Source organism: Compostibacter hankyongensis, assembly GCF_039541075.1.
Lineage (GTDB): Bacteria > Bacteroidota > Bacteroidia > Chitinophagales > Chitinophagaceae > Compostibacter > Compostibacter hankyongensis.
In genome coordinates, this window is sequence record NZ_BAABFN010000002.1 from 941,821 (window position 1) to 958,677 (window position 16,857).

General features: G+C 48.5%; 9 protein-coding genes. 2 read left to right on the top strand and 7 right to left on the bottom strand.

Annotation, left to right across the window (positions count from 1 at the left end):
* Nucleotides 1-6: 6 nt before the first annotated feature.
* The 4 genes from ABD851_RS08625 to ABD851_RS08640 form a co-directional block, all read right to left on the bottom strand.
* Nucleotides 7-3,126, bottom strand: a complete 3,120-nt coding sequence (locus ABD851_RS08625) for a SusC/RagA family TonB-linked outer membrane protein (protein WP_344978257.1) — start codon at nucleotides 3,124-3,126, stop codon at nucleotides 7-9.
* Between the two features lie 104 nt (nucleotides 3,127-3,230).
* Nucleotides 3,231-4,121 (bottom strand): phytanoyl-CoA dioxygenase family protein, encoded by an 891-nt coding sequence (locus ABD851_RS08630; RefSeq protein ID WP_344978259.1) that lies wholly within the window; start codon nucleotides 4,119-4,121, stop codon nucleotides 3,231-3,233.
* A gap of 17 nt (nucleotides 4,122-4,138) precedes the next feature.
* Nucleotides 4,139-5,296, bottom strand: a complete 1,158-nt coding sequence (locus ABD851_RS08635; RefSeq protein WP_344978261.1) for a Gfo/Idh/MocA family protein — start codon at nucleotides 5,294-5,296, stop codon at nucleotides 4,139-4,141.
* Nucleotides 5,293-6,162 carry a sugar phosphate isomerase/epimerase family protein gene (locus tag ABD851_RS08640; RefSeq protein WP_344978263.1) on the bottom strand — a complete coding sequence of 290 codons (870 nt, stop codon included), beginning with the start codon at nucleotides 6,160-6,162 and terminating at the stop codon, nucleotides 5,293-5,295. Before ABD851_RS08640 ends, ABD851_RS08635 begins: the two co-directional genes overlap by 4 nt.
* 456 nt (nucleotides 6,163-6,618) lie before the next feature.
* On the opposite strand from ABD851_RS08640, the gene ABD851_RS08645 reads away from it, so the two are divergent.
* Entirely contained in the window at nucleotides 6,619-7,680 is a 1,062-nt protein-coding gene (locus ABD851_RS08645; protein WP_344978265.1) for a substrate-binding domain-containing protein, read from the top strand.
* A gap of 80 nt (nucleotides 7,681-7,760) precedes the next feature.
* On the opposite strand, the gene ABD851_RS08650 is transcribed toward ABD851_RS08645, so the two are convergent.
* From ABD851_RS08650 to ABD851_RS08660, 3 genes are all read right to left on the bottom strand, one after another.
* A complete protein-coding gene (locus ABD851_RS08650) occupies nucleotides 7,761-8,942 on the bottom strand; it encodes an efflux RND transporter periplasmic adaptor subunit (RefSeq protein ID WP_344978266.1) in 1,182 nt (393 codons plus the stop codon).
* A 26-nt stretch (nucleotides 8,943-8,968) separates the two neighbouring features.
* Nucleotides 8,969-13,345 (bottom strand): CusA/CzcA family heavy metal efflux RND transporter, encoded by a 4,377-nt coding sequence (locus ABD851_RS08655; protein WP_344978268.1) that lies wholly within the window; start codon nucleotides 13,343-13,345, stop codon nucleotides 8,969-8,971.
* Nucleotides 13,346-13,588: 243 nt separating this feature from the next.
* The gene (locus ABD851_RS08660; protein ID WP_344978270.1) at nucleotides 13,589-13,909 is read right to left on the bottom strand and encodes a DUF6660 family protein; all 321 of its coding nucleotides are present in this window, start codon (nucleotides 13,907-13,909) and stop codon (nucleotides 13,589-13,591) included.
* A 217-nt stretch (nucleotides 13,910-14,126) separates the two neighbouring features.
* Here ABD851_RS08660 and ABD851_RS08665 point away from each other — a divergent pair, with 217 nt between their 5' ends.
* Nucleotides 14,127-16,796 carry an SEL1-like repeat protein gene (locus tag ABD851_RS08665; RefSeq protein WP_344978272.1) on the top strand — a complete coding sequence of 890 codons (2,670 nt, stop codon included), beginning with the start codon at nucleotides 14,127-14,129 and terminating at the stop codon, nucleotides 16,794-16,796.
* Nucleotides 16,797-16,857 lie beyond the last annotated feature (61 nt).

A 16,857-nucleotide genomic window follows, 5' to 3' on the forward strand; every position in this document is an offset into this window, starting at 1 on the left:
TTTTAGTTATTTAAAATCAACTTGCAGACCGAAGTTAAAAGTCCGCATCAAGGGATATCCTCCTATGCCGTCGTTGGATTCCGGATTGATAAAATGAAGCTTATCCCAGGTATATAAATTTTGGCTGTTTATAAAAACGCGAAGTGTTTTCATACCGATATGGTCAGATACGGTACCGGGTAAAGTGTAGCCTATTTCTACATTTTTTAACCTGATATAGCCGGCATCCTTTAAATAAACCGTGCTTTCCCTAAAATTGTTGGTATTAATATCTCCTGCAGTGACAGGGTATCTTGCATTTTCCTTATTGTCTTCCGTCCACCGGTTATCATAGTATTCCCTTAAAATATTATAAGAACCCTGCCCTTTCAAGAAAGGCCATATGGAGGGGCCTGTCAGATACAGGCTGGTATTGGCTGCTCCGTTAAAGAACAGGCTGAGATCAAAACCCTTATAGGAAATGGTGCCGCCGAAGCCGTACATGATTTCGGGAGTTCGGGGATAACCTATGGGCTGTATATCATAACCATTTATGATATTGTCGCCATTGATATCCTTGTATTTTATGTCACCGGGAATTACACCAGATTGAAAAGTCTGCTCCGGGCTTTTATCAATCTCCTGCTGATCAGAAAAGAATCCCTGGCTGATCAACCCCCATGGCTGATCGATAGGATGTCCTATTTCCGAAAGATAGGGGTATTTGGGCTGGGGCTCGTCATTTTCAAGGACCGTATTATGAGCATAGGTAAAATCTGCCCTGAAGGAATAATAAAAGCCGCCGGAAGTGGAATTCTTAACCTCAAGATTTCCATCTAATCCTATATTTTTTACCCTTCCCAGATTGCCGTACGGAATAGATGAGGGGTTAAATCCGGCTTCGTAGGGAATAGTTCTTCTTTGTAAAAGGATACCGGTTCTAAGCTCATGGAATGCATCTGCCTGAAGCGATATCTTTCCATTCAGCATTTCCATGTCTACTCCCACATTGGCCTTAGTAGCCGTTTCCCAGGTGATATTCGGAGTACCTATTTTCATTTCGTCAATTCCCGGTTTCACGTTTGTCTGCGCCGAGCCAAAAGCATAGGTTTGCGCTGTACGGGCATTGACCGTCGTCAGGTATAAAAACCGCTCCCCTCCTATCTGATCGTTACCGACTTTCCCGTAGGAGCCTCTGAGCTTTAGCTCGTTGACCAGACTACCCTCTTTCCAAAAGTTTTCATTGGACAAAACCCAACCGGCAGAGATCGATGGGAAAAAGCCAAAGCGCTGTCCCGGGGGAAAGTTTTCGGATCCGTTATAACCCATATCGAGTTCAACCAGATATTTATCATTATAGCTGTATGTAGCCCTGGCAGCAACGCCGAGTCTTCTGTATGGCAGATTAGCGATGGAGCTTCCCGCTTCAAGATCAACATAGTCTCTCTGGTTAAAAAGCACCATTCCTGTTATTCCGTGCACGCCAAAAGTACGGTTATAGTTAGCCTGTAGCTCACTATAGATGGCCCTGTTCGACCAGCCATGGATCCTGTAGCCCAATGGCTGCTCTTCTCTGTATACAATATACTGGTCCTCGCCCGTCTCCTCATCTTTTCCGACAAAGCGCTTCACCTCAAATTGCTTGATCCTGTCTACATCGCTCGTTGAATTGTAATCATAGGCAAATTTTCCATTCAAAGAGAGGCCTTTGGTAACGGTATTGGAAAGATCCCAATTTGCAGAAAAGGTTCCCTGGATGCTGCTGAGGTCGTGCGTAGAATAACCCGCCTGGGTGGCAAGTCCCCAGGGATTGTTTCCGATCTGGGTAGAGGACGCTCCGGGCGATCCATCCGGGTTTAAAATCGGGTTGGAAAGCGGAGGAGTTACCCGCAGGGCATTCAAGAGCGCGTCTGCCCCTGTGGCGCCGTAATTGGCCTTTCTGATGATACCTCCCAGGCCTAAACTTAAAACCAGTTCTCTGGTTACATTAATATCAATGTTTGAGCGAAAATTATATCTTCTCATCCGTTCATTGGTACTGTAATTATTATCGGGATCGTTTTTCCAGATTCCGGATTGGTCTGTAAACCCGACATTGGTATAGTACCTTGCAACCTGGTTACCTCCTGTAACGCTCAGATTATTTATACTCTGATAGGTATGTTTCCGCATAATAGCATCCGTCCAGTCGACATCCGGGTAAAGGTAGGGGTCGGATCCGTCGTTGAATTTCTGAAGTTCTTCTTCACTCCAGCGGGGAGGAAGATTGCCCAGCTTAAGCGCTTCATTCATAAGAGAAGCATACTCAAAAGAATTAATATACTTGGGCAACCGGGTTGGCGTTAAAACTGCTGTTTCAGTACGAAAGACAACATTCGGCCGGCCTTCCTTTCCTCTTTTGGTCTTGATGAGTATAACCCCGTTCGCTCCTTTGACGCCATATACAGCCGTTGCCGAAGCGTCCTTTAAAATGGTAACGCTCTCAATGGCCTGGGCATTTATTAAATTCATGTCGCGTTCGACGCCATCTACCAGCACCAACGGCGCACGGTCGCTCCATGTACCAAAACCCCGGATATAGACCTGGGCAGCATCCGCCCCCGGTTCAGCACTGGGCTGGCGGGTAACGATACCCGGCAACTTACCCCCTAACGCATTTGATAACGAAGGAGAGGCAGACCGTTCAAGTTCCTTGACCGGGATGGACGCTATTGATCCGGTAACAGAGACTTTCTTCTGGGTACCGAAACCCACAATTGTTACCTCATCCAGCTTGGCCTGCTCTTCGTCAAAGACCAAATGGAATACGCGGTTTCTTTGATTACCTGCGGGGGCCTCAAAGGTTTTATAGCCCATAAATCTTATCTGCAATGTATCTGCAGCATTTCCGATCTCCAATAAGAACGTTCCGTCCACATTAGCCGCAGCCCCCTTGCTGGTTCCCTTAATGGATACGGTTGCACCCGGAAGCGGCTCATCATCTTTACCTTCGATGGTTCCGTGGAGAATGTGCTGGGCTCGTGCCGGCAGAACCGCCAGGGTGAATATCAGCAATATAGATGAAGTTAAAACCTGCGTCCCCATTCCCATGAAATACATTCTGACGGTACGGCGTCCAGAACCGGTTGATGAACGGTTTTTTTTCATAAAATTGTTTTAAAAGTTTTTCATTACCCTTGGTTTATAAGTAATAGGAATAAAATAGTAAGTCATAATGGTTAAAAGCCACAGGCTTCCAATCCGTCTCCGATTTAATTCATGCCCTTTGGAAAATTGTATTCTTTTTTCCACGTATCTTCCATGTTCGGATACTGCTTTCCACAGGCAATGTAGTCCTCCATCATCCTTCTCATGACGGGATCCAATGTTTTCAGGTACTCCGGGGTCAAAAGAGACCGGTTTAATAAATAGAAATGCCATGTCGGCGGATATTGGGAACTGTGATATCCCATGTGCAATGTCCTTCTGGGCACCTTCATTTTTTCAGTATATCCGCGGTGGATCAGATTGTTATTGTAAAGAACCGCCTGCCCGGCCTTTAGGGATACCGGAATTCCTCCCGGCATTTCCACGCCTGCAGGGGCATAATGCCTGGACCCATGAAAAGCCGCATTTTCCGCCGGGGTATTGGGTCTGTTATGACTGCCTGGCACGATCCACAACGAATTTTCCTCTACCAGGGGCAGATTGATCTGTACGCTGTTATGGAAACGTTTAGGAGAGAAAAGCCAGTCTTCGATTTCATCCTCCGGGATTTGAATAACATCCCTGTGCCAACCCAAAGAATATTCGGTTCCGACATTCGCCGCAAAAATGGAGGCATTGTTGACGATCAGATCGGGACCTATCAGCGCCTCTACCGTTTTTAAGATTACCGGATGATAAAATGCCCGGTGGAGGGATTCGGTTCCGGGTTTGGTCAGCAAATGAAAGTAGTACTGTTTGGCTTCCTTGCCGAAATCCTTGATCTCGTCTCCCAGATGCTGGAAGGAAGAGCTATGGGTGCCGGCATCATCAGCCCGGACATCGGGACTGATCAATTCATCCATAAGCGCTCTGAAATGCTGTATTTCGGCATCTCGTAAAACGTCAATAATAATATAGCCGTCTTTCTCAAATCTTTCTTTGTGGGTATGGCTCATAGCATTTGACTTTTATTTTAAATAATAGAAATTACATTTCCGGTTTGCGCCGACCTGATCCCGGCTTCGAGTACTTTAAGGCCCTGAATTCCGTCGGTGAAATTGGGCGAGATCATTTCGTCTTCTTTTAAAGAAGTAAGAAAGTCGGCCATGGCGTGCACAAAAGTGTGTTCATAGCCTATAATATGGCCTTCAGGCCACCAATGATCCATATATTTATGGGATTCTGCAGTAGCGAGAATCGTCTTAAAGCCTTTTGTATCCTGATCGTCCTCAGCGGAGTAATACCGGAGTTCGTTCATTCGTTCCAGGTCAAAAGTGATTGCCCCGCTGCTGCCGTATATTTCAAAGCTGAGCCTGTTTTTCCTGCCCATCGCAAAGCGCGTCGCCTCAAAGGAGCCCATAGCCCCGTTTTCAAATCGCACCATCATGAGGGCTGCATCTTCTACGGTGACTTTTCCGCTTTCAATACTCTTTGCCCGAACTTTCAGATTATGGGAAGTAGCTTCTTCCGCAAGCGGTCGCTCAGTGATAAAATGTCCGGTTAGTGCAGAAACAGCAGTTATTTTACCGATCAGATATAAAGCCATATCCACACAATGGGAGTTAAGGTCCCATTGGGGACCGGACTGTGCAAATTCCTGCTGCAATTGCCAGGTAAGCGGAAAATTCGGATCCATAACCCAATCTTGCTGATAGCAACACCTCCAGTGATAGATCTGTCCTATTTTTTTTGTGTCTATGAGCTTTTTGGCCAGGCTGATAGCCGGGACCCTGCGGTAATTATGATTTAAAAAATGATGAACCCGGTTCTGTTCACAGGCCTCCAGCATTTCTTCCGCCTGTGCCGAGCTCATGGCCAGAGGCTTTTCGCAAAATACATGTTTCCCGTTCTTGGCTGCGGCAATGGCAATATCATAATGTAAGTGCTGGGGAGCGGCGATGTCAATCACGTCAATATCCGGCCGCTCAACCATTTTTCTCCAACTGGTCTCTGTTTCCTGCCATCCCCATTTTCTGGCGAACTCGTTCAATGCCGCTTCATTTCTTCCGCAAACCGCTTTTAAAACCGGCTTAAAGGGCAGATCAAAGAAAAGCGGGGCCTTCTTCCATCCGTTTGAATGAGCCCTGCCCATGAATTTATAGCCTACTATGCCTATGCTTAATTCTTTCATTTTACTGAGGATTTGGCATGCGTTATTCTTCTTAATTCTTCAAGGCTCTCCCGTATCACTGCTAACTCCCTGCCTTCATAGTCCGGATGCAGCATATCTATTTCCACCGCTAAAAACCCCTGGTAATCGTGTTTCTGCAAAATATCATGAAGCTTTTCATTTTCAATAAGGCCCCGGCCGGTAGGAACGCAGGCAAAATAACACCACTTGTCTGCCGGGAATCCCTCCACGGGCCGCAGATCTTTAATATGGGTAGCCAGTACATAGGGCGCCAGTTTTTCCATGGCCAGGACCGGGTCGTCCATGACCCGGAGAAAATTTCCGGAATCGAAGTTGACGCCCAGATAGGGAGAATCTACATCCTTTAAAAGCTGCAGGATCTCGTCGGCATTATAATCAATATGGTTTTCAATAGCCAATTTGATATTATAGGCCTCCGCTACCTTGACCGCCTTTTTAAACATCTCCGAAAGCTTCTCCAACTGAGGGCCATGCGGCTCAAAACGGAAAAGCAGGCTGCTGCCCGTTACCCTCATGACAGGCGCTCCGATAAGCGAAGCATGTTCAATATGAGCGATCATTTCGTCAAAAGCCTTTTCGCTTCTCCCCCCTTCCAACCCGTCAGGATGCCCCCAGGCGTATACCCTGTCCAGATTCAACTGATCCAGCTTTCGTTTTACCGCCCCCAGATAACCCGTCCCGAAATCAGGGATAAAACAAGACTCCAGAGAGACGCCCTCAATATTCAATTCTTCCAGACCCGCTAAAAAAGATTCAAAGGTCAACAGCGTGTCGGGGGATTTTTGTTCCGGATACACTTCCCCGAAAAGCCGGTGATAGCAATAACTGTCGATTCCGATCTTCATTATAAAAGTTTTATAGTTAACGTTGACTATTAAGAGCAAACAAAAACGACTTTTTCAACGATCCATTGATTGGTCCCCAGTTCTACAGAGGATGTCAGCAGCATACAAAAAAACCATAAATAAGAACAATGGCGCCAGGCAAGCCCTGATCATTTCTTTATTGGAACCCCCCAGAGCAATACGTTCGGACCTCGGAAACTCCTGTCCGATCAACAGTACTCCATAAAGCAGCGTAAGCGGAATCATGGCGACAACAGCCGTTATTAAGGAATAGTCATCGTTAACTATTTTTCAGCAAAAAAACATCCTCACCCCCCGTTGGCAAACCTGCGTTCAACCGGGACAGTATCATTTAAATAAAAACAATCAAAATAGTAAACGTTAACTATCTTTGCTCTCAAAAGTAATTCTTTTTTTATCCCAAACAAATTTTTTCCATTTTTTCTCAAGGCCGCCATGAAAAAAAATCATAAAAGAGTAGGAATAAAGGATATCGCGAAACAAGCCGGCGTATCTGTAGGACCCGTTGATAAGATTCTTAATAACCGCGGAGGGGTATCGCAAAAAACCAAAGAAAAAATCCTTAAGGCGATTAAAGATCTGAACTATAAGCCCAATATCTTAGCCAGCAGATTAAAGTCTACCAAAAGCTATACGATCGCTGTGCTGATGCCAAAGCCGTCTAAAGAAATCCCCTATTGGTATCAGCATAAAATAGGCTTTAAAGCAGTTCAGGAGGAATTAGATCCTTACGGATTTAATTTGGAGGTATTTTATTTTAGTCAAAACAGCGAATCATCCTTTAATACACAAACAGCCAAAATATTAAAAGAAGACCTGGACGGCATCTTTATGGTTCCCGTATTCGAAGAAAAAACAATCAAGTTCCTACAGGAATGTAAAAAAAAGAAAATTCCGGTCATCTTCTTTGACAGCACTTTTCCGGGTCTGGATAACCTTTCCTTTATTGGTCAGGATGCAAGAGATAGCGGATTCATAGCAGCAGATCTGTTGAACAGGTGTATTTCGGATAACGGCGCGCTGTTAACTGTAACGATAAGTAAGAAAGATGACAACCATGTTCAATTTGCAAAAAGAAAGGAAGGATTCAAAAGGTTTTTTGAACAACATGAGCGAAGGCTGATATGCTACGAAAACAATACACCGGATGAAGTCGATGTTCAAGCGGAGCTGAGAAACATACTGATCAAAAACAAAGACATAGAAGGCATCTTCGTAACCAACGGGGTCGCCAAGGTAGCCGCCGCCCTTGACGAATTGCATTCCAATACAAAACACAGACTGCTGGGGTACGATTTGATCAAAGAAAATGTGGACCTTTTAAATAACGGCACGATCGACTTTCTCATTTCTCAGCAGCCTCATTTACAATCTTATCAGGGGATAAAATATTTCTATGACCATCTTATCCTAAAGCAAAACGTAAACAAAGAGCACTTTTTACCGGTCACTATTGTGATGAAGTCGACGTTAAAATATCAAACTTTCTCTCCTTAGTACCTGCCTTTAACGTAACGCACCGTTTTCTTTGCTTTCTTTTTTCCCGATTTTGATTTCATGAAGAAAGCTTTGACCGGCTAATCGTCGTCACCGGTATTTTTCAGCGCCGATAATAAAGCAAACGCCCCTTTTACGACAATCGATGAGTCCGCTATTTGCCGGGTTCCCGGCAGCTCTACCTGAAGATAGCCGTTATCTTCTGTTCCGGTCTGCACGGGGATCATCTGAAAGCGGTATGACGCATCCTTCTCCTTTACAAAAATGTATTGTTTCCCTTCGGAACGCACGACGGCCGCTTCCGGCAATACATCCGACAGGGCATTTTCCCGGTTGATATGAGCCTGGACGTAAGCACCCGGCAGGAGACGGAGGTTCGGGTCTTCCGGCATCGCATGTAAGACGACCGAACGGTCGGGACCTATTTCTCTGCCGATAAGCGTTATTTTTGCTTTATGCTCCGCCTGGCTTCCGGAAAGTCTGAAACGTACCCGCTGACCCGGCTGAACCGAATTTATATCTTTTTCATAGATGGTCAGATCAATATGGACATTCCGGATATTGTCGATCTCCAGCAGCTCCTGCTGCGGGTCCATATATTTTCCCCGGTTGCCCGCAATCCGGGTAACATAACCGTTATCCGGGGCTACAATATCTACCGAGGACCGGATATTATCCGGCTTGAGGGTCTCTGCGGGAATGCCCAGCATATTGAGCTTCTGGGCCAGGGCCTTTACAGATGCCTCCAGCGATTCATAATCGCTCCTCGCCTTCTGGTACGACTTCCCCGCCGCCACATCGGCCTGATACAATTCTTTTTGACGGTTATATTCCTGCCGGGCATAATCCAGCACGCTTTTATTCTTCAGATAGCTCTCCTGCAGATCCACATATTCAGGATTCTCCAGTCTTGCCAATAAGCTGCCTTTCTTTACATAATCTCCTTCCAATACATTGATCTTCCGGATAAAGCCGCCATACGGGAACGTCACGGATATCCTGCTTTGCGGCGGCACATCCACCATGCCGCTTACCGGCAAAACGTCATTCAGCTTCCGCTGTTCCATATTTCCCAGCTGAATGCCGGCATTGCGGAATTGGTCCGGTGTAAGCGAAACAATAGTCAGGCTGTCCTCCGCTGCCGTTACTACACTTCGCTCCTCCGGCGCCTGCTTTTCTCCGGACGGCTTACAACCGTACATCGCCAGAAGTCCGGAAAGGACCATACCCAGCATTATCCCGAAAAAGATTTTATTTCTCATTTCAATATGCTTTTTATGTTTGATATTTATTGAATGCCGGCCAGATATTCCAACTGAATCACAGCCAGGTTATATTGTTGAACAATATCTATATAATCATGCTGGGCGCCCATCGCCTGCTTCAGATTCTGAATGTATTCCACATAACCGATTTCACCGCTTTTATAGCCGGCCTGGGCATTGATCAGGATCAGCTGCGCCTGTGGCAAGGCATTTTCCCGGTAATACCGAATGCTTTGACGGTATTTTTTGTAGGCTTCAAAGGCCCCTGCAAAAGTGCCTTCAAGACGCTTCAGATAAAGCTGTCCGCTGGTCTGCGCCCGGTCTACGGCAATTTTCGCCGCTTTTACGCGCTGCGCCTGCGGGCGCGGCCACAATGGGATAGACAGCCCGGCGCTGAACACGCTATAACGTTGATCGGTCATGCCTTTAAAGGTCTGACTGCTGACGCCCAGGGTAACATCGGGCATCAACAAGGATTGTTGTACTTTCTTTTCCGCCTCCTGCACCTTTATCTGTTGCTGCAGATATTTCAACTGCGGGTTACGGCTGAGCGCCGTGCTGTCTGTCTGTTGGAGGGTTAAAGGCCGGGGCAGCAGCGTATCCGATACGATGGAAACCTGCTGGTCTGTATTCAGCAAGCTTTGCAGATTGGACCGGGCGGCGCGGATATCGGCTTCGTTCTGCCGGATCAGCATCTGCAGCTGCATTACCTGCGAGCTTGCATTGGCCTGCTCCAGACGATTGGTTTCGCCGGTTTTGTACCGCAACGCTGCCGCATGCAGAAAATCGGCATAAATGCTATCCTGCCGTAACAACAGGCGGTGGCGCTGCAGCAGCCAGGCAAGCCGGTACCATCCTGTTTTTACATCCCGCGCCAGCTCATTTTGGATGAGCGTCCTCCCCAGGCGGCTTCCTGTCAGCTGCGCAATTCCCAACCGGGAACGGCGAACGTACACAGTTGGGAAAGCAAATCTTTGGGACAGGCCGATCTCATTGTCATCGACGACGGGTTCGTTCAGCTTTCCCCAGCTTCCCGTCAGCTCCGTTTTGCCGGGATCAAAGGCCGTCTTTTTTAATGCCGCGTTGTATTGAATATCGAGATCGGCGTTTTTTACAGCCAGGTTTTGCCGTTGGGCCAGGTCCAGGGATTGCTCCAGCGTCAGATGCAATACGGTATCCTGTCCGATCACGGACTGCGCAGATAACTTCCCGGGAACGAACAGCGAAAAACCTGCCGTCAACCCGATAAATAAGACCGGGGCTTTTTTAAACTTCGCTTTAAAACCCATCTTTTCAAACAGGATATACAAGACCGGCAATACCACCAAGGTCAGCAGTGTAGAAGTAATCAATCCGCCGATGACCACCGTCGCCAACGGGCGTTGCACCTCAGCGCCTGCAGTGGTGGAAACGGCCATCGGCAGGAACCCCAGGGAAGCTACCGTTGCCGTCATGAGCACCGGCCGCAGCCGCAGCCGGGTACCGCTTAAGACCCGCTCATAAATATCCGTTACCCCCACTTTTTTCAGCTGATTAAACTCACTCACCAATACGATGCCGTTCAGCACAGCCACACCAAACAGGGCGATAAAGCCGACACCGGCTGAAATACTAAAGGACATGCCTCTCACCCATAAGGATATGACGCCGCCGATGGCCGCCAGCGGGACAGCGGTAAAAATGAGCAGCCCTTGCTTGAAAGAGCCAAAGGCAAAAAACAACAAAATGAAAATAAGCAGCAAAGCGGCCGGCAATGCGACGGACAGCCGCTTTTGGGCATTGACCAGGTTTTCAAATTGTCCCCCGTAAGTCACGGTGTATCCGGGTGGCCATTTAAGCTGTGCATCCATTTTGCGGCGGATCTCATTGACGATGCTTTGCACATCCCGGTTGCGAACGTTGAATCCGACCGTGATCCGCCGCCGTGTTTCATCCCGCTGGATCTGATTCGGACCGTCTTTGATACTGATGACAGCCACCTGATTCAGCGGCACCTGTCCCCCGCCGGGCAAGAGCGCGAAGAGGTTATCAAAATCGGCCGGGGACTTGCGGTAAGCGCTGTCCAGCCTCACTACGAGGTCGAACCGCCGCTCGCCTTCGAATACCAGACCTGCCGACTGACCGGCAAAAGCTGTTTGCACGGTGTTGTTCAGGTCTGCTATATTCAAACCGTATTGGGCTATCCGTGCCCGGTCGAAATGCACCACAATTTGCGGCAGACCCGTGATCTGCTCCACATATACGTCCGTTGCCCCGTCTACCGTCCTCACGATATCGCCGGCTTCTTCTGCAAGATCAGCCAGGCGGTCCAGCTGATCGCCGTAGATCTTAAGCACCACATCCTGCTTGGCGCCGGTCATCAGCTCGTTAAAGCGCATCTGAATGGGTTGCTGGAAGCTGAAGCTAACCCCCGGTAATACAGACAAGGCCCTGCTCATCGTATCGGCGAGCTTTTCCCTACTACCGGCGGTTACCCATTCATCTCTACTTTTTAGCAACACGATCAGATCGCATGCTTCAACAGGCATCGGGTCGGTTGGGATCTCCGAAGAGCCGATCTTGCCTACCACTTCCTTTACTTCCGGAAATTGCGTTAGTAAAATGCGGGCTGCTTTGTCGCTGGCATTTATTGTCTCTGTCAATGCGCTTCCGGGAAGCAAACGCATTTCCACGGCGAAATCCCCTTCATCCAATTGGGGGATGAATTCTCCTCCCATACGTGAAAAGATAAAGGCGGATATGCCGAATGCGCCGGCGGCAATGCCCAGAACCAACCATCTTCGTCGTAATGCCCACCGGATGACCGGGTCGTATGTCTTTTGCAACCTTCCCATAAGCCGGTCCGAAAGATTCCGCTTATGAGCCGTACGCCGGGGCAGCACAATGGTCGCCATCATGGGGACGTAGGTGACCGAAAGGAGCAATGCTCCGAGGATAGCAAAAGCCACCGTTTCCGCCATAGGACGAAACATCTTTCCTTCTATACCGGTCAACGCCAGGATAGGCAGATATACGATAAGGATAATGATCTGGCCGAAAGCCGCCGAGCTCATCATCTTACCGGCAGACGCATAGACCTGCTCGTTCATTTGCGCCGTGTCGAGCCGGGCAACACCGGCATGACGACCTTTGCTTTGCAATATCCTGTGCATGACTGCCTCGACGATGATCACAGCGCCGTCTACAATCAGGCCGAAATCCAGCGCGCCAAGGCTCATCAGGTTGCCGGAAACGCCGAAAATGTTCATCATACCCAATGCAAAGAGCATGGCCAGCGGGATAACGGAAGCCACCAGCAATCCGCTTCGTAAATTGCCCAAAAACAGCACCAGCACAAAGATCACGATCAGGGCGCCTTCCGTCAGGTTCCGACTGACCGTGTGGATGGCCCTCCCCACCAGGGCGCTGCGATCCAGGAAGGGCTCTATCGTTACCCCTTCCGGCAACGTCTTTTCGATCCGGGCCACCTTCTCCTTTACGTTGCCGATCACCCGGTTCGAGTTCCCGCCTTTAAGCATCAGGACAATACCGCCCACCACTTCCCCGTTTCCGTTGCGCGTCATGGCGCCGTACCGCACGGCATGACCCAGCCTTACGTCGGCTACATCGCGGATCAATACCGGTACGCCTGAGGGGTTGACCTTGAGTACAATTTTTCCGATGTCCGGCAGGCTGTCTATCCGTCCTTCCGTCCGGATAAAATAGGCATTGGGGCCTTTCTCAATGTAAGCGCCCCCCGTATTCTGGTTATTTTCTTTCAAGGCGGCGAAAAGATCGGCGATGGTGATATCGGCCGCCCTTAATCTCTGCGGATCTATCGCGATCTCGTATTGTTTTAAAAAGCCTCCGAAGCTGCTTACATCGGCAACACCCGGAGTACCTAACAATTGTCGCCGTACGATCCAGTCTTCGATCGTGCGCAACTGCATCGGGGTATATCTATCCTCGTATCCCTTTTCAGGACGAACGATGTACTGGTAAATCTCACCCAGACCGGTAGTGACGGGAGCCATCGCAGGCGTACCCGCCCCTTCCGGTATCTGCTCTTTTGCCGCGCCCAGCCGTTCCTGTACCTGCTGCCGCGCCCAGTAAATATTCCTGCCATCCTCAAAAACGATGGTTACCACCGACAAGCCAAAGCGGGAAATGGAACGGATCTCTTTTACGTCCGGGATAGTCGCCATGCTGATCTCTACCGGATAGGTAATAAACTGCTCTACTTCCTGGGCAGCGAGGGAAGGGCTGGAAGTGATCACCTGGACCTGGTTGTTCGTAATATCCGGTACGGCGTCTATAGGCAACCGGCTCAGTGAATAAATGCCCCAGATGATCAACCCCAGGGTAAATAAGCCGATGATCAGCTTATTTTCGATGGAAAACCTGATAATTCTGTTTAGCATAGCTGTTCAAATAAGCTATCCAATGAATAATCAATCCGGTAACCGCCGGGATCAAATAGATGCAGACCATAAGGACAATCCACAATGACCCTTGACCAAAGAAAGACTTTTGGCAGGCCTGCCGCCATAACCCTGACCATGCGGCTTACCGGATGAACATGACCTTGGTCATATCATCAGATAAAAAAGAAATAATTGTTGAAAACAGACATACACACTGCATTCGTGTGCAGGGAAGAAAAACTAAGAAAGCAGCTGGGGAGGTTGCCAGATCGGAAGAACGACGTCAATGTAATTTCCCTCCAGGTATGCGGTATAAGCAGAAGGGTGATTCGGAGGAGAAAGATGGGCTTTCGATGAAGCTTTTACAACAGTGTGCACCACGCAGCAGGCGCAGTAGCAAAACGGGCTGCAGCTGTCAGGGCGGTCCTGATGAGGGTCGGAAGCCGCACTGCTCACCGTCTCCACCCTTTTCCCCGAGGCAAATGAGTCTGCACACGGCACCAGGTGGAGCGCCATGATAACCATGATCATAAAAAGGGAGACCATTTGCTTCATCGCCATGCAAATATAGCATTTTCTAAAGCTGCGGACTCCGGCCGGAAAAAATTTATAAACCAGTACAAAAAAGCCACGAGCTATAAATATGCCTTCTGTTATCTTATCAGATTATACCCCTGTAAATAAAAACCGCCTGTAAACAATAGCCAAAAATGGCTATTGCCCCGCTCAGGGGGGAGGAGGAATTTTGTGCAATTGAATCTGATCAACCATGTTACCCATGAAAAAGTTCATCTTTCTGTTAATGATATCCGGCTTTCCGGCCTGTACCATGGCGCAGGAGACCAACCCCTGCGGAATGCGCTGGAGCGAAATGCTGTCCGCCATTCACAACAATGAGGGGGGAGTGATGTATGCCGTGCAGTATTCCAAATGTACCGCCGCAGGCGTCTGTGGCTGGCCGAAGGTAGCGCTGCAGCATACTTTCCCTTATAATGCAAGGATCAGCCTGCGGCTCCGCGGACTTACCTGCGACGGCAATACCAACACCGCCGGCTTTAACACCGCCGGAGATGAAATATCTCCCAACTCCCGGTATGTCGACCAGGGCAACTGGCATACCTTCAAACAGGTAACCGAGGTAGTGCGGGTGGAAGTCAGCTACGAGAAGGATGGGGACCGGTACGAAATTATTTATGACAAAGACCGGGGCATTAATAAAACCACGATCAACGGAAAAAGTATCGCCGACTACAATGCAGAGAAAACGCGAAAGCAGGAAGCAGACAAGGCTTCCTTAACCGGGAACGGCAATAAGACATCCCGCACGACCAGTTCCGCAACAACAAAGACCACAACTTACAACGGAAATGCCAATGCGGCTAAAAAAAGCAGCTCCACAGATTCCTATTATAATCCCGTACCGCTTACGCAGGCCCAGCAGTACTCAGTCTGGCTGCAGCAATACAGCAATAACCTGATCCGGGAACAGCAAATAGCCAGTGAACAGTACAGCAAAGCCCAGGACGCCGTTCAAAGCGCTTTTGCGGGCAATGTTTCTACCCGGCAGGGACTTCAGAACCTGCAGCAAAGCATGGGCAGCCTGGCCCAAAGTCAGGATATGAGCACCGCTTCCGGCCGTACGCGCGCTGTGGCTTACGGCGTGGAAAGCCTGGCTGCGGGTATCGGAAGCCTGCTGGTAAAAGAACATGATTACGAGGCGGAAGCAAGAGCGGCGCAAAGAATGCGGGAAGCAAGAGCGGCCGCACAGGAGCGATCTGACGAAGAAAAAGAGAAAATCACCGGTGAGATCAATAACTATATTTCAGGCGATCTGATATGGCTGTTGGCCAAGGCAGCTCAATCGGCTGAAAAAATTCTGCTATTCAACAGCATCAATACCAGAAGCATGAGAAAGGCAGAAGTGGATAATGCAGGGATCTATGACCGGATATCTGTAGGGTACGGAACGGACACGCTTGTTGATTTCCAAACGGGAATGCCCCGGAAGCTCTGGAACAGATTCGACGCCTTGAACCCTGAGCTGTCCTCTGCCTTTGTAAGCGACCCCAATGGCAGCGACTTTCACCTTTTTGATAAGAAGATGCATACACGAGCGCTGAAAGGAAAGTATGGAGAGTACCAAAAAAATTATTACCGGGGAATTACGGCTTTGTTTTTTAATGATAAGCATTTCAAAATCAAAAAAAGCGGACCTCTGGCGCTTAGCTGGCTGCAAAAGGCGGCGAACGATAAATATCCGGGTAACACGGGTAACGCCCTGGATGCCATGGGCGAAATCTATTATGATTCGGCCATGAGATCGGGAAATATGCAGGCACTTCAGCAGGCATTCGAACTTTTTTCCCAAAGTATCGCCAAAGAACCTTCCAGAAAAACATATCATAATCTTTTCCTTGCAGGCTATAAGCTGATAACGGCCGATAGCATCAATGACAAAGAAAAATACTTCGAAAGGTGCAGGGCCGTATTTTATCCAACCCTGAAGCATCTCGCTAACAATAATGCCGGCCTCCTGGGCAGACAGGCTGCCGATTTTGTTAAACAGAAGGATTATGCGGCGGCGCTGCGGCTATACCGCATACTTATAGATACCAATTATGTCTCTCCGAAAAACAATGAATTTGCGCTTTCCCAGGCATATATGGGACTGGGAAACTGTTATGCGAACGGGTGGGGAGTGGAGAGGGATACCGGCGCTGCCGTCGGCTATTATTACAAGGGCATGGAGAAGGGAGCGTACCTGGCTGCAGACGCTATAGAAAAAATAAGAGACCCGCAGGCTTACGCCGAAAAGCACGCTTTGAACCATCTGTACTATCAAAATATTCCCGCACGACTTAGTAAGCTTTTGGATTCCTGCGCAACGGAAAAAGTAATTGACGAAATACAACTGACAGCATCAGGAAGCTATATTACGCAGGCAGGGGGAATAATTTTGTCGGACCGTATTCCTGAGAAGTTCGCCACTGCGGTATCAGAAGCCGGTAATCCAAAACAAATCTACCTCTCTCCCGATAGTAAAGCATGGGCCGTTCTCCATGGAAAAAACTATTATAATACGGAAGGTCTTCCGGCAACGCTGCTTAATAAGATGGGAGAATATTATCGCGACGGAAAGGAAATCAGACACATCGCCTTATCGGAAGACGGGGCATGGGTGATGCTGAGCGGAAAAAACGGATGCTGGTGGAACGGAATTCCGTCAGCTATGGCAAATGCGCTGAATAAGCTGAACGAACGAAGTTCCCGTATTGATTATATCACCTTTCAGCCCGGCGGCGGATGGCTGATTATATATGATAGCTACGGGTACTGGCATGGCGGCATCAGCGATCAGGTAATACAAAAAGTAGATGAATACAATACAAAGAAACGTACCATTCACTATATTGTATTCAGCAGCAGGGACAGCTTCCTGATCAACTGATACTGACGGGAGGATGGAGACACCCATTTCCTGATAGTTTCCCGACAGACCGATTTTCAGC

What these genes read in the sequence shown, in the direction of transcription:
- ABD851_RS08625 (WP_344978257.1), bottom strand. Translation starts at nt 3,126, where the DNA reads ATGAAAAAAAACCGTTCATCAACCGGTTCTGGACGCCGTACCGTCAGA.
- ABD851_RS08630 (WP_344978259.1), bottom strand. Translation starts at nt 4,121, where the DNA reads ATGAGCCATACCCACAAAGAAAGATTTGAGAAAGACGGCTATATTATT.
- ABD851_RS08635 (WP_344978261.1), bottom strand. Translation starts at nt 5,296, where the DNA reads ATGAAAGAATTAAGCATAGGCATAGTAGGCTATAAATTCATGGGCAGG.
- ABD851_RS08640 (WP_344978263.1), bottom strand. Translation starts at nt 6,162, where the DNA reads ATGAAGATCGGAATCGACAGTTATTGCTATCACCGGCTTTTCGGGGAA.
- ABD851_RS08645 (WP_344978265.1), top strand. Translation starts at nt 6,619, where the DNA reads ATGAAAAAAAATCATAAAAGAGTAGGAATAAAGGATATCGCGAAACAA.
- ABD851_RS08650 (WP_344978266.1), bottom strand. Translation starts at nt 8,942, where the DNA reads ATGAGAAATAAAATCTTTTTCGGGATAATGCTGGGTATGGTCCTTTCC.
- ABD851_RS08655 (WP_344978268.1), bottom strand. Translation starts at nt 13,345, where the DNA reads ATGCTAAACAGAATTATCAGGTTTTCCATCGAAAATAAGCTGATCATC.
- ABD851_RS08660 (WP_344978270.1), bottom strand. Translation starts at nt 13,909, where the DNA reads ATGGCGATGAAGCAAATGGTCTCCCTTTTTATGATCATGGTTATCATG.
- ABD851_RS08665 (WP_344978272.1), top strand. Translation starts at nt 14,127, where the DNA reads ATGAAAAAGTTCATCTTTCTGTTAATGATATCCGGCTTTCCGGCCTGT.